Here is a 13192-nt window from a genome sequence, read left to right on the forward strand (position 1 = left end):
CGCACGCCCCCGCCGGCCCCGAGGGCCCCGGGGCCCGCGCAGAGCCCGACGCGCCCGACGCGCCCGACGCGCCCGCCACCGCGCTGCTGCGGACCCTCACCGAGCTCTCCGCCGACCTCCCCGCCGTCGCCCCGGGACACCTCGCCGCCGCTGCCCTGCGCGGGCGCCGTCCGGACTCCACCGAGGCGGAGCTGCGCGCGCTGGCCACCGAGGCCGCCGCCGGGCTCATCGGCGAGGAGCCGGCGCACTCCCGGCTCGCGGCCCGGCTGCTCACCCTCGCCATCCGGGAGGAGGCCGCGTCCCAGGGCGCCGTCTCGTTCTCCGCCTCCGTGGCGGTGGGCCACGCGCAGGGCCTGATCGCGGACGGCACAGCGGAGTTCGTCCGCACGCACGCGGCGCGGCTGGACGCCCTGGTCGAGCACGCCGTGGCGGACGGCGCCGACGACCGCTTCGGCTACTTCGGGCTGCGCACCGTGCACTCCCGCTACCTGCTCCGGCACCCCACCACCCGGCAGGCGGTCGAGACACCGCAGCACTTCCTGCTCCGCGTCGCCTGCGGCCTGGCCGGCGGCACCGGCGAGCAGGCCGTCGACGAGGTCGCCGAGCTCTACCGCCTCACCAGCTCGCTCGCCTATCTGCCCTCCTCCCCCACGCTCTTCAACTCCGGCACCCGGCATCCGCAGATGTCGTCCTGCTATCTGCTCGACTCGCCCCGCGACGAGCTGGACTCCATCTACGAGCGCTACCACCAGGTCGCCCGGCTCTCCAAGCACGCGGGCGGCATCGGCCTCTCGTACTCCCGGATCCGCGCCCGGGGGTCGCTGATCCGGGGGACGAACGGGCACTCGGGCGGGATCGTGCCGTTCCTGCGCACCCTCGACTCCTCGGTCGCCGCCGTCAACCAGGGCGGCCGGCGCAAGGGCGCCGCCTGCGTCTACCTGGAGACCTGGCACGCGGACATCGAGGAGTTCCTGGAACTGCGCGACAACACCGGCGAGGACGCCCGGCGCACCCACAACCTCAACCTGGCGCACTGGATCCCGGACGAGTTCATGCGGCGCGTGGCGGCGGACGCGGACTGGTCCCTGTTCTCGCCGGCGGACGTGCCGGAGCTGGTGGACCTGTGGGGCGAGGAGTTCGACGCCGCCTACCGCCGGGCCGAGGCGGAAGGGCGCGCCCAGCGGACGGTGCCCGCGCGGCAGCTGTACGGCGCGATGATGCGCACCCTCGCCCAGACCGGCAACGGCTGGATGACGTTCAAGGACACCTCCAACCGCACCGCCAACCAGACAGCCGAGCCGGGCCGCACGGTGCACTCCTCCAACCTGTGCACGGAGATCCTGGAGGTCACCGACGACGGCGAGACGGCGGTGTGCAACCTGGGCTCGGTCAATCTGGCGGCCCATCTGGGCGAGGACGGCGCGATGGACTGGGAGCGGCTGGACGCCACCGTCCGCACCGCCGTGACGTTCCTGGACCGCGTGGTGGACGTCAACTACTACCCCACCGGCCAGGCCGCCCACTCCAACTCCCGCTGGCGCCCCGTCGGTCTGGGCGTGATGGGCCTGCAGGACGTGTTCTTCCGGCTGGGCCTGCCCTTCGACTCCCCCGCGGCCCGCGAGCTGTCCACCCGGATCGCCGAGCGCGTCATGCTCGCCGCCTACGAGACGTCCGCCGGCCTCGCCGAGCGGCACGGCCCGCACCCCGGCTGGGAGGCCACCCGCACCGCGCGCGGCGTCCTGCACCCGGACCACTACCCGGACGCCGAGCAGCACTGGCCGGAGCGCTGGACGGCGCTGCGCGCGCGGATCGCGCGCACGGGCATGCGCAACGCGCTGCTGCTGGCCGTCGCGCCCACCGCCACCATCGCCTCCATCGCGGGCGTCTACGAGTGCATCGAGCCCCAGGTGTCCAACCTCTTCAAGCGCGAGACGCTCAGCGGGGAGTTCCTCCAGGTGAACACCTATCTGGTGGAGGAGCTGAAGCGGCACGGGCTGTGGGACGAGCGGGCGCGCGGGGCGCTGCGCGAGTCGGCCGGGTCGGTGCAGGACCTGGACTGGGTGCCCGCCGGAGTGCGGGAGCTGTACCGCACCGCCTGGGAGATCCCGCAGCGCGCCCTGATCGACATGGCCGCGGCACGCACCCCGTACCTCGACCAGAGCCAGTCGCTGAACCTGTTCATGGCCTCCCCCACCATCGGCAAGCTCAGCTCGATGTACGCGTACGCGTGGCAGCGCGGCATCAAGACCACGTACTACCTGCGGTCGCGCCCGGCCACCCGGATCGCGCAGGCGGCGAAGTCCGCCGTACCGCAGCAGGCGGAGAACGGCACGGAGGACGAGGCCGCCGCCTGCTCCCTGGAGAACCCCGAGTCCTGCGAGGCATGCCAGTGACGACCAAGAAGACGACGAAGATGACGAAGATGACGACGAAGAACCTGCTCGACCCGGGCTTCGAGCTGACCCTGCGCCCCATGCGCTACCCGCACTTCTACGAGCGCTACCGGGACGCCATCAAGAACACCTGGACCGTCGAGGAGGTGGACCTCCACTCGGACGTCGCCGACCTCGCCAAGCTCACACCCGCCGAGCAGCACATGATCAGCCGCCTGGTGGCCTTCTTCGCGACCGGCGACTCGATCGTCGCGAACAACCTGGTGCTGACGCTCTACAAGCACATCAACTCCCCCGAGGCGCGGCTGTACCTGTCCCGGCAGCTGTTCGAGGAGGCCGTGCACGTCCAGTTCTATCTGACGCTGCTGGACACCTATCTGCCCGACCACGACGAGCGCGCCGAGGCGTTCGCCGCGATCGAGAACATCCCGTCCATCCGGGAGAAGGCGCAGTTCTGCTTCCGCTGGATGGACTCCGTCGAGTCGGTCGACCAGTTGGACAGCCGGGCCGACCGGCGCCGCTTCCTGCTGAACCTGATCTGCTTCGCCGCGTGCATCGAGGGGCTGTTCTTCTACGGCGCCTTCGCCTACGTCTACTGGTTCCGCTCACGCGGCCTGCTGCACGGCCTCGCCACGGGCACCAACTGGGTGTTCCGCGACGAGTCCATGCACATGTCGTTCGCCTTCGAGGTGGTGGACACGGTGCGCGAGGAGGAGCCGGAGCTCTTCGACGAGGAACTGGCGAAGGAGGTCACCGCGATGCTGGAGGAGGCCGTGACGGCCGAGCTGCAGTTCGCACACGACCTGTGCGGGGACGGCCTGCCGGGCATGAACACCGCATCCATGCGGCAGTACCTGGAGGCCGTCGCGGACCAGCGGCTGGCCCGGCTGGGCTTCCCGGTCCGCTACGGCTCCAGCAACCCGTTCTCGTTCATGGAGCTGCAGAACGTGCAGGAGCTGACCAACTTCTTCGAGCGCCGCCCCTCGGCCTACCAGGTGGCCGTCGAGGGCACGGTCTCCTTCGACGACGACTTCTAGCCGCCTTCTGGACGACTGCTCAGTGGAGCGGGGCCAGCGGATCCGCCGGCCCCGCTCCTCGTTCTGTTCGCGCTACTGGTTCTACTGGTTCTACCGGTTCTACTCGTTCGGCACCGTCTCGTAGCGGGGGGTGTTCTCCGCCATCTGCTGCAGGACGTCCTTCCGCTCCCGCTTCGACAGCCGGTCGATGTAGAGGTACCCGTAGAGGTGGTCCGTCTCGTGCTGCAGACAGCGCGCGAAGTAGCCGGTGCCCTCGACGGCGATCGGCTCGCCCGCCGCGTCCCGGCCGCGCACCACCGCGTACTCGGGGCGCGCGAGCGGCCCGTAGGCGCCCGGCACGGACAGGCAGCCTTCGTTGCCCTCGTCGAGCACCCGCTCCCGGCCCTCCAGCGCGTCGAGCACCGGGTTGCAGACGACGCCCACGTGCCGCACCCCGTCGTCGTCCATGCAGTCGTACACGAAGACCTTCAGGTCGACGCCGATCTGGTTGGCGGCGAGCCCCACGCCCTCGGCGGCGCGCTGGCTGGCGAACATGTCGTCGACCAGCCGGGCCAGCTCGTCGTCGAAGGCCGTGACCTCCTTGCACTCCCGGTGCAGTACGGGGTTGCCGACAACGGTGATGGGGCGCACCGTACCCCGCGCGCGATGGGCCTCCTCACGCGCCCCGGCGTCCGTCACGTCGTCGATGAACACGCCGTCCACCGCCTCGGACCCGGCCCCCGTTTCCTGCTGCTGCGCCATGCCCTCGTACGCCTTCCCTGCAATTCCCACAAGCCGACTGGTGCCCTACAGGGTACGGGGCCGTACGAGGGGCCTCAGCAGACCTCCTCCAGATCCCGCCACTCACGGGTGTCCGGGCTGTCCGCGACCCAGCCGTCCAGCAGTCCGCGCACCAGCCCGGCCGGCGCGGCCAGCCCGCACTCGCGCTCGGGCACCCACAGCTCCCCCGGGCCGCCCGGCGTCATATGCCCCAGCGGTCCCGGCCGACCGGGCGCGCTGTGGTCGTGCGGATCCACGTGCAGGCCGCCGTCGCCCTCGTCGGCCGGCATGGTGCTCTCCGAGCAGGCGCGGCACAGCAGCCGTACGGAAGAGGACCAGTCCTCGGCGGCGAAGCCCGCGTCCGCTGCCAGCCGCTCCAGCGCGTCCCTGTCGGCCTCCGCGGCCGCCTCCAGCAGCACCACCCAGGTGGGCACCGGGGAGGGCGCCCACAGCTCGATCTCGTCGAAGACGGGGTACGAGGGCCCGGCCGCTGTGGTCCGCTCACCGTGCGGCACCCCGTCGTGCAGCACGACCTCGCCCCAGCGCCGCCCGGACGACGGCAGCGGGATGCTCTGGACCTCCATGCGCGCCGGGTCGATCCGCCGCCCCCACACGACCTCCGCCTCGCCCTCCGGGGAGAGCCGCACGGCCGCGCTGCCCAGCTGCATACCGGTGGGCTCCCCGGCCGCCGCCGCGCCCTGCGCCTGGCCCGGAACCTGCAGCCCGTACGCCTGCCACGCGCGCCGGGCCAGCGGCCAGTCCTGCAGCGCGGTGGCCGCGATGCCGACGTTCCACCAGTCGGGCGCCCCGGTCTCCCGGTCCAGCAGCGCGACGGCACGCAGTCCGGCGGCTCGGGCCTGCTCCCAGTCGTGCCGGAACTTGTGCAGCAGCGCGAGGTTGAACCAGGACTCCGAGAGCCAGGGCTCCATGTCGGCGGCACGGGTGAGCAGCGCGCCGGCGTCGTCGTACCGCCCGTCGCCGATGAGCGTGAACGCGCGGTCCGTCGCCTGCCGCCAGGAGGCGGAGGGACGGTGCCGCACCTTGCCGAAGATCCTCACTGGTTCCGCCGTTTCTGCCGGACTTCCCACCTGTCGTCACCATAGAATGAAAGACCGGTGGCCGCGTCCCCCGGGACGGGGCTCCGTCCCGACCGCCCGGTGTGCCGGCGCCCCGAGGCGTCACCCCCCGTGCACCACACGGGCCAGCGCCTCCACCACCCGTGGTTCGTAGTCACGCTCGGTGTCCTCCCGCAGCCGGTCCAGCGCGGGCGCGACGCCGGGGAAGCCCGCGGCGGACCGTTCCGCCGGACGCCGGGCCAGCAGGTCCTCGTAGGCGTTCACCACACGGATGACCCGGGCGGCGACAGGCTGCTCGCGGTACGGGTCGGCCTGCCGCTCCACGACGACCGCCACCTCGGGCGCCACGCCCGTCTGCCGCACCACGGCCCCGCCCAGCAGGGCGATCCGCCGCTGCTCCTGCGGCGCGAGGGGCTGGGTGGCTCCGCCGGGCACCGGATCGACCAGGGAGAGCTGCCCGATGTCGTGCATCAGGGCCGCGTACTCCAGCACGGTGAGTTCCGGCTCGCGCAGGCCCAGCTCGCGGCCGACGGCCCGGCTGAGCCGGGCCACCCGGCGGGCGTGCCCCTGCGGGGTGTGCCCGGCGACCTCTGTCGCACGCGCGAGGGACGCGATGGTCTGCCGGTAGGTCGCCCGTACGGAGGCGTAACGGCGGAAGGAGAACTGCGTCAGCAGCAGCGGCACACAGAACACGGGCAGCGCCCACAGGCCCGCCACGGCGACCGCCAGCGCGATGACGGCGCCGGTCGCGGCGATGGCCGGAACGATGCCCAGCCGGGCCCGCAACTCGTCGCGCAGCAGCGGGCCGAAGGGCCAGCCGGCCCGCGCGGCGGACAGCGCGGCCGTGAGCAGCGCGTCGCACGCGCCGGTGAGCAGGGTGATGCCGAGCAGGCACAGCACATAGCCGGGGCCGGGGGCGAACGCCCCGGCCAGCCAGCCGGAGTTGTACAGGGGCTGGAAGCAGGTGGCGGCGAAGCCGACGCCGAGCACCGCGCGCACGCTGTGGTCGACCGGCGGGGGCTGCCCGCGCGCGACGTGCGGGGCCAGGCCGCACAGCGAGGCGACGACGGTGACGGCGACGGTCTGCAGCACGCCGTGCGAGGTGGGCTCGCCCCCGGCCTCGCCCAGCAGCGCGTAGCCGAGCGCCCCGGCGATGCCCAGCGGGCCGACCGTGCGGCTGCCGCCGTCGGCCTCCGGCAGCCGCACCCGGGCGAACTCCCCCACGGCGATGACGCATCCGAAGGCGGCGGCGATGCCGGGCTCGTCGAGGCCGCGCCACAGGGTGGCGCACAGCGCCACCGCGCAGAGTGCCGCGGCAGCCGCGTAGAGCAGCGTGACGGCGTGTCTCACGGCACGGGCTCCGAGGCCGCGCGCACACCGCCGCCGACGCCGCCCGAGCCGCCGTACGGGCCCTCCAGCGCCTCGGTGAGGTCCGCCGTGGCGGCGGGCGACCAGCCCTCGCGGTCCAGCGCGCGGCGCAGCGCGCGCACCACGTCGGGGTCGAACTGGCTGCCCGCGCAGCGGTCGAGCTCGACCAGCGCAGCGCCGACCGGGCGGGCGCGGCTGTAGCTGCGGGTGGAGGTCATCGCGTCGAAGGCGTCGGCCACCGCGACCACCCGTGCGAAGGGCGGGATCTCGCTGCCGGACAGGCCGTAGGGGTAGCCGGTGCCGTCCATGCGTTCGTGGTGGTGCAGGATCGCGGCCCGCGCCTCGCCCAGGAAGCCGATGCCGCGCACCATCTCGTTGCCGTACTCGGGGTGCAGCTGGATGACGCGGCGCTCCTCGGCGGTGAGCGGGCCCTCCTTGCGCAGCAGCCGGGTGGGGACGCCGAGCTTGCCGACGTCGTGCAGGATGCCCGCGAAGCGCAGCGCCTCGGTCCTGGCCTCGTCCATGCCCAGCTCGCGGGCGATCAGCGCGGAGGCGCGGCCGACGCGCTCGCTGTGGCCGCGGGTGTAGCGGTCCTTGATGTCCACGGCCTGCACCAGGGCGCGGACGGTGGCCCGGTGCGCGGCCCGCTCGCGGTGGTACTGCGCGAAGACCCAGCAGCAGATGTACATCGGCAGCAGCACCAGGAGCGCCGCCACCGGCCCGTACGGGCTGCGCCACAGCACCGCCATCATCAGCCCGGCCAGACCGTGCGCCAGATGGGGTCCGGCGGAGCGGGCGAACTGTCCGCGCCAGGCCAGCCGCGGCGGGCAGCGCTCGGCGGCGACGAGCATGCAGCCGTCCAGCGCGGTGGTGACGGCGCACAGGGTGAGCGCGGCGGCCACGGCGGGCGGCAGGGCGGCGGGGAACGCGAGCGGAGCGCCGTCCGCGAGCTGCCCGCTCAGCGCTCCGTGGACCCGTGCGGCGGCCCAGGCGGCGAGCGCCAGCTGCGCCGCGTGCCACACGCGGCGCGCCACCGGGTGGTGCGCGCGCGCCCGTCCGACCAGCGCGCCGGGCACCGGGGTGAGCGCCGCGGCGGCGGGCGGCAGCAGCACGGCGGCGGTGAGCAGGACGGGGAAGAAAGCGCCGACGTTGCCGGGCACCCGGGGGCCGAGGAGGGGGCAGCGCGGCGCGTACTCGCACAGCGCGTAGAGGGCCGCCAGCGGAAGCAGCACGCCCCACTCGACGCCCCGGAGTCCGCCGGGTCCGCCCGGCGTGGAGGCGGCGCAGGCGACGGCGGCACACACCGCGCACGCGAGGGTGACACGCGCAGCGCGCGTCAGCCGTGCCCCGCCGCCATGCATCGAGAGCCACCTCCCCGTCGGCCCGCTGCCTCACAGGTTGGGGAGGATAGGGCGGTGACGGGGCGCGGGGGCGCCTGCGGGCGGCGTTCCCCCGTACGGATGGACGCGGCTCACCCGATGGGGTGAGTTCGGCTGGGGGACGGCGTCGTTTCGGGGCGGCGTCGTTTCGGGGCGGCGTCGTTTCGGGGCAGTGTCGTTCACGGCCCCGGGCGGGGTCTCAGGACGACGCCTGCTGGGCGCCGTCCGGGCCGGCGGGCTCCGGCTCCGCGGCGGCGGACTCGCCTGCCTGGCCCGCACGGATCACATCGATCCGGCTCATCACCTTGGCCCGCAGATCGGTGGGCACGTCATCGTGCCCGCAGCAGCGCCTGACGAGCTTCTTCACCTCCTGCTCCAGCCCGTACTTCTCGAAGCAGGGCGAGCATTCGTCGAAGTGCTCCTTGAACTTCTCGCAGTCGCTGTCGGGCATCTCGCGGTCCAGGTACTCATAGAGGTGGTCCAGGACCTCAGAGCAGTCCGTCTCATGTGGCTCTCCGCAACTCATGAGCCCGAGCCTTTCCGGTTGTGCGACCCGTCCGATACCGCACCCGCCGGGACCAGCCCGCGGTCGCGCGCGTAGCCCTCCAGCATGTCGCGCAGCTGGCGCCGCCCGCGGTGCAGACGGGACATCACCGTGCCGATGGGTGTCCCCATGATGTCCGCGATCTCCTTGTAGGCAAAGCCCTCGACATCGGCGAGATAGACCGCGATGCGGAACTCCTCGGGAATGGCCTGGAGCGCCTGCTTCACATCGGAGTCGGGCAGGTGGTCGAGCGCCTGGGCCTCGGCCGAGCGCAGACCGGTCGACATGTGCGACTCGGCCCGCGCGAGCTGCCAGTCCTCGATCTCCTCGGCGGCGCTGCGCTGGGGCTCGCGCTGCTTCTTGCGGTAGGAGTTGATGAACGTGTTCGTCAGAATGCGGTACAGCCACGCCTTGAGGTTGGTGCCCTCTCGGAACTGGTGGAAGGAGGCGTACGCCTTCGCGTAGGTCTCCTGCACCAGGTCCTCGGCGTCGGCCGGATTGCGCGTCATACGCAGCGCGGCCGAGTACATCTGGTCGAGGAACGTGAGCGCGTCCCGCTCGAAGCGGGCACTGCGCTGCGTCTCGGTCTCCTCGGCAGCAGCCGTCTGAGCGTCGTGCCGTGCACTGCCGCCCCCGTCGGTCCCGGTGACCGGAACCACCTCCTCCAAAGATCCGGCGAATCCGTGGGAAGACTCGCTCGAATCGGAGAATAGACGACGACCCGCACCGTCCGCCGCTCGAAATGTCGAGCCTCCGGACAGTGCCAGCGTGGCCCAGTCCAGGTCAGCGGCCTGCGGACGCTCCGGGCAAGCGACAGAACCCATACGGGCGGCTCCCTCTCCTCGCGACTCTCCGTGCTGCTGCACGCGTGTTGTACCGACGTACGGTGCAACCACGGCCCCCCGCGTCTCATTCCCGGTGCAGCCACTCCGTCACGGCGTCGCTGATCGCCTGGAGCGCGTCCTCCTGGGTGAGGTCCCCCTTCTTCGGCACCGCGAAGCCGTGGTCGCCCCCGGGCACCTCCACGATCTCCGTGCCCCGGGGGAACTCCGCGGGCCGCCCGAACGGGTCGCGCCCGCCCTGCACGACCAGCACCGGCAGCCCCGCGCCGGTCAGCTCGTCCGCGCGGGACTTCTCCGGCTTGCCCGGCGGGTGCAGCGGGAAGGAGAGCGCCAGCACGGCCACGGCCCCCAGCTCGCCTGCCGTACGGCAGGCGACCCGCGCGCCCGCGCTGCGCCCGCCCGCGACGACGGGGAGCCCGGCGGCGGCCAGCGCGGGCCACACGCCCCGCCAGCCCGCGTCGAGGGCCTTCGGGGCCGGGGCGAGCTTCCTGCCCGCCACCCGCCAGGGCTGCTCCACCAGTGCGACCGTCACCCCGGTGGCGGGCAGTACGGCGGCCAGCTCGCGCAGGTCCCGCGACTCGATGCCGCCGCCCGCGCCGTGTCCGAGGGCCAGCACGGTGCGCGCCCGGGGCGCGTGGTGCCAGGTGATCCGGGCCGGGCCGGCGTCCGTCCCGACGGTCTGCGTCTCGTTCATCTAGAAGAGGGTCTCCTCTTCCGGCGCCGCCAGCTCCTTGAGCAGTTCCGGGCCGTTGTTGCGGACATTGCTGACGTCCGTGGAGACCGGGTACGCGCGCATCAGGCCCTCCGGCGGGGGCGCCAGCAGCTCGCGCAGCGACCCGGTGTCCGTCCGGGAGGGGTCCAGCCAGGCGTCCCAGCGGTCGGGGGTCAGCATCAGCGGCATCCGGGGGTGGATGTCCGCGAGCGCCCGGGGGCCGCCCTCGCCCAGCGCCCCGGCGTTCGCCAGCGGCGCGGTCTCGGCCGCCGTGGTGACCACCGTGCACGTCACCCACCAGGCGCGCGGGTGGTCGTCGGGAAGGGTCTTGTCCCGCCAGAACTCGTACAGCCCGGCCATCGCCATCACGGAGCCGTCCGCGGGAGCGACGAAGTACGGCTGCTTGCGGGGCCGCTTCTTCTTTCCCTCCTGTTCGAGGTTCAGCTCGCTCCGCGCGGTGACCCACTCGTAGTAGCCGTCGGCGGGGAGCAGACAGCGGCGCGCGGCGAAGGGACGGCGGTAGGCGGGCTTCTCGTGCACCGTCTCGGCACGGGCGTTGATCATCTTCACGCCCAGGTCGGGGCTCTTGGCCCAGCCGGGTACGAGCCCCCAGGTCAGCACGCGCAGCTGACGCACCGGGCGGGGGTCTTCCGCCCCCTTCACCGGCCGGTCGAGGACGGCGTACACCTGCTTGGTCGGCGCCACGTTCCAGTCCGCCGCCAGTGTCTCTTCCGGGTCCCACCGCTCGACGTCGAACAGTCCGGCCAGGTCCTCGGGCGCCCGGCTCGCTGCATACCTGCCACACATGGATGCAAGACTGCCACGGCACGTGGGCGTGCCGCCGTCCGTTGGGCAGTCCATAGGACAGGAAGTACGGGGAGGGCCCGGGGGAGAAATGGACAACACAAGCATCGCGGATGTGTGGGACCGCGTTTTCGGCACCCAGCCGGAGCCCGAGCAGTGGCTCGTTCTGGTGGCCGGCATGGTCGCGCTGCTGGCCGTGCTGCCGCACGGGGTGTGGCGGCTGTCGCGGAACGCGGTGACCATCGCGCACGAGGGCGGCCACGGCCTCGTGGCCCTGCTGTCCGGACGCCGGCTGGACGGCATCCGGCTGCACTCGGACACCTCGGGCCTGACGGTCTCACGCGGCAGGCCCACCGGGCTCGGCATGGTCCTGACCGCCGCCGCCGGATACACCGCTCCGCCGCTGCTCGGGCTGGGGGGCGCCGCGCTGCTGGGCGCGCACCACATCACCGCGCTGCTGTGGGGGGCGACCGCGCTGCTGGTCGCCATGCTGCTGATGATCCGGAACGCGTACGGAGTGCTCACCGTCCTCCTCGCGGGCGGCACCTTCCTGCTGGTGTCGTGGCTGACCGAACCGGAGGTGCAGGCGGCCTTCGCGTACGGCGTGGTGTGGTTCCTGCTGCTGGGCGGCGTACGTCCGGTGTTCGAGCTGCAGTCCAAGCGGCGCAGGGGCGGGGCGCCGGACTCGGACGCGGACCAGCTCTCCCGGCTCACCCGGCTGCCCGCCGCGCTCTGGCTCGCCCTCTTCCACCTGGTCTCCCTGTGCTCCCTGCTGGCCGGTGCCCGCTGGCTGCTGTCCTTCTAGTGCCCTGGCGGGTCTCCAGCGCCGTCCGCGAACCGTCGCGCCCCTGCCGGGGCGCCGAACGCGGCCGGAAAACCGCGTCATCCCCACCCACTAAAGTGAGGCTTATGACCGACCACCACGCCGTAACCGCTCCACACTGGCCCGCGCCCGCCGCGCCGGGCCCGGTCGACGCGACCGTCACCGTCCCCGGCTCGAAGTCGGTCACCAACCGCGCGCTGGTGCTGGCGGCGCTCTCCGCGGAGCCGGGCTGGCTGCGCCGCCCGCTCCGCTCACGGGACACCCGGCTGATGGCGGACGGGCTGCGCGCGATGGGCGTGGAGATCGAGGAGACGGCGTCCTCGCCCACCCTCGCGGCCGGCACCGGCGAGGCGTGGCGCGTCATCCCGGCGCCCCCGCAGGCGCCCGCCGAGGTCGACGTCGGCAACGCGGGCACGGTGATGCGGTTTCTGCCGCCACTCGCCGCGCTCGCCGACGGCCCGGTCCGCTTCGACGGCGACCCGCGGTCGTACGAGCGCCCGCTGCACGGGGTGATCGACGCGCTGCGCACGCTCGGCGCCCGGATCGACGACGCCAAGCGGGGCGCCCTCCCGATGACCGTGCACGGCAGCGGCTCGCTCACCGGCGGCACGGTCGAGATCGACGCCTCGTCCTCCAGCCAGTTCGTCAGCGCCCTGCTGCTGTCGGGACCGCGCTTCAACCAGGGCGTAGAGGTGCGGCACACCGGCCGCGCGCTGCCGTCCCTGCCGCACATCCGGATGACGGTGGACATGCTGCGCGCCGCCGGAGCCCAGGTGGACGCGCCGGAGGACGGCGGTGAGCCGAACGTGTGGCGGGTCACCCCGGGCGCGCTGCTCGGCCGCGACCTGACGGTGGAGCCCGATCTGTCCAACGCGCAGCCGTTCCTCTCCGCAGCGCTGGTCACCGGCGGCAGTGTCACCATTCCGGACTGGCCCGCGCACACCACGCAGCCGGGTGACGCGCTGCGCGAGATCCTCTCCGCCATGGGCGGTACGTACCGCCTGGACGAGTGGGGCCTCACCTTCACCGGCGGCGGGCGCGTCCAGGGCATCGACGTCGACCTCGGCGACGTCGGCGAGCTGACGCCCGGGATCGCCGCGCTGGCCGCGCTGGCGGACGGCGAGTCGGTGCTGCGCGGCGTGGCGCACCTCCGGCTGCACGAGACCGACCGGCTGGCGGCCCTCGCACGGGAGATCAACGGCCTCGGCGGCGATGTCTCCGAGACGGCGGACGGGCTGCGCATCCGTCCCCGCCCGCTGCACGGCGGCGTCTTCCACACCTACGACGACCACCGGCTGGCCACCGCCGGAGCGCTGCTCGGGCTGGCCGTGGCGGACGTGCGCGTGGAGAACGTCGCGACGACCGCGAAGACCCTGCCCGACTTCCCCCGGCTGTGGAGCGAGATGCTGGGCCTGGACAGTGCGGTGGAGCCCGCTGGAGAGAGAGCCTGAGAGG

Annotated in this window: 12 protein-coding genes; 4 read left to right on the forward strand and 8 right to left on the reverse strand. The window is 73.3% G+C overall.

Annotation, left to right across the window (positions count from 1 at the left end):
* Together G5C65_RS03145 and G5C65_RS03150 are read left to right on the forward strand one after the other, a co-directional pair.
* Positions 1-2393, forward strand: a 2393-nt coding sequence (locus tag G5C65_RS03145; RefSeq protein ID WP_241265518.1) for a ribonucleoside-diphosphate reductase subunit alpha, incomplete at its 5' end; no start/stop codon positions are given.
* On the forward strand, positions 2384-3430 hold the full coding sequence (locus G5C65_RS03150; protein ID WP_241265519.1) for a ribonucleotide-diphosphate reductase subunit beta: 1047 nt from the start codon (positions 2384-2386) through the stop codon (positions 3428-3430). The genes G5C65_RS03145 and G5C65_RS03150, both read left to right, overlap by 10 nt.
* 99 nt (positions 3431-3529) lie before the next feature.
* Here G5C65_RS03150 and def read toward each other — a convergent pair whose 3' ends face one another.
* The 8 genes from def to G5C65_RS03190 all read right to left on the reverse strand — a co-directional run bounded on the left by def (position 3530) and on the right by G5C65_RS03190 (position 10917).
* The gene (gene def / locus G5C65_RS03155) at positions 3530-4171 is read right to left on the reverse strand and encodes a peptide deformylase (protein WP_165297054.1); all 642 of its coding nucleotides are present in this window, start codon (positions 4169-4171) and stop codon (positions 3530-3532) included.
* A gap of 74 nt (positions 4172-4245) precedes the next feature.
* Entirely contained in the window at positions 4246-5247 is a 1002-nt protein-coding gene (locus G5C65_RS03160) for a tetratricopeptide repeat protein (protein WP_165297029.1), read from the reverse strand.
* Between the two features lie 120 nt (positions 5248-5367).
* A complete protein-coding gene (locus G5C65_RS03165) occupies positions 5368-6615 on the reverse strand; it encodes an HD-GYP domain-containing protein (protein ID WP_338146218.1) in 1248 nt (415 codons plus the stop codon).
* Entirely contained in the window at positions 6612-7994 is a 1383-nt protein-coding gene (locus G5C65_RS03170) for an HD-GYP domain-containing protein (protein ID WP_165297030.1), read from the reverse strand. The genes G5C65_RS03165 and G5C65_RS03170 overlap by 4 nt, the downstream gene beginning before the upstream one ends.
* Before the next feature lie 217 nt (positions 7995-8211).
* Positions 8212-8538, reverse strand: coding sequence for a mycothiol system anti-sigma-R factor (rsrA, locus tag G5C65_RS03175; protein ID WP_165297031.1), 327 nt, complete (start codon positions 8536-8538; stop codon positions 8212-8214).
* Complete coding sequence (locus G5C65_RS03180; RefSeq protein ID WP_420903266.1) at positions 8535-9215, reverse strand: sigma-70 family RNA polymerase sigma factor; 681 nt, start codon at positions 9213-9215, stop codon at positions 8535-8537. The genes rsrA and G5C65_RS03180 overlap by 4 nt, the downstream gene beginning before the upstream one ends.
* 250 nt (positions 9216-9465) lie before the next feature.
* Positions 9466-10092, reverse strand: coding sequence for an alpha/beta hydrolase family protein (locus tag G5C65_RS03185; RefSeq protein ID WP_165297033.1), 627 nt, complete (start codon positions 10090-10092; stop codon positions 9466-9468).
* Positions 10093-10917, reverse strand: a complete 825-nt coding sequence (locus tag G5C65_RS03190) for an SOS response-associated peptidase (protein WP_165297034.1) — start codon at positions 10915-10917, stop codon at positions 10093-10095.
* Positions 10918-11005: 88 nt separating this feature from the next.
* On the opposite strand from G5C65_RS03190, the gene G5C65_RS03195 reads away from it, so the two are divergent.
* The gene (locus G5C65_RS03195) at positions 11006-11719 is read left to right on the forward strand and encodes a M50 family metallopeptidase (RefSeq protein WP_165297035.1); all 714 of its coding nucleotides are present in this window, start codon (positions 11006-11008) and stop codon (positions 11717-11719) included.
* Between the two features lie 104 nt (positions 11720-11823).
* The gene (gene aroA, locus G5C65_RS03200) at positions 11824-13188 is read left to right on the forward strand and encodes a 3-phosphoshikimate 1-carboxyvinyltransferase (RefSeq protein WP_165297036.1); all 1365 of its coding nucleotides are present in this window, start codon (positions 11824-11826) and stop codon (positions 13186-13188) included.
* The last annotated feature ends 4 nt before the right edge of the window (positions 13189-13192 follow it).

This window comes from Streptomyces boncukensis (assembly GCF_011045075.1).
GTDB lineage: Bacteria > Actinomycetota > Actinomycetes > Streptomycetales > Streptomycetaceae > Streptomyces > Streptomyces boncukensis.

Coding starts and splice junctions, on each gene's coding strand:
- def (WP_165297054.1), bottom strand. CDS start 4,171: ATGGCGCAGCAGCAGGAAACGGGGGCCGGGTCCGAGGCGGTGGACGGC.
- rsrA (WP_165297031.1), bottom strand. CDS start 8,538: ATGAGTTGCGGAGAGCCACATGAGACGGACTGCTCTGAGGTCCTGGAC.
- G5C65_RS03150 (WP_241265519.1), top strand. CDS start 2,384: ATGCCAGTGACGACCAAGAAGACGACGAAGATGACGAAGATGACGACG.
- aroA (WP_165297036.1), top strand. CDS start 11,824: ATGACCGACCACCACGCCGTAACCGCTCCACACTGGCCCGCGCCCGCC.
- G5C65_RS03190 (WP_165297034.1), bottom strand. CDS start 10,917: ATGTGTGGCAGGTATGCAGCGAGCCGGGCGCCCGAGGACCTGGCCGGA.
- G5C65_RS03185 (WP_165297033.1), bottom strand. CDS start 10,092: ATGAACGAGACGCAGACCGTCGGGACGGACGCCGGCCCGGCCCGGATC.
- G5C65_RS03170 (WP_165297030.1), bottom strand. CDS start 7,994: ATGCATGGCGGCGGGGCACGGCTGACGCGCGCTGCGCGTGTCACCCTC.
- G5C65_RS03195 (WP_165297035.1), top strand. CDS start 11,006: ATGGACAACACAAGCATCGCGGATGTGTGGGACCGCGTTTTCGGCACC.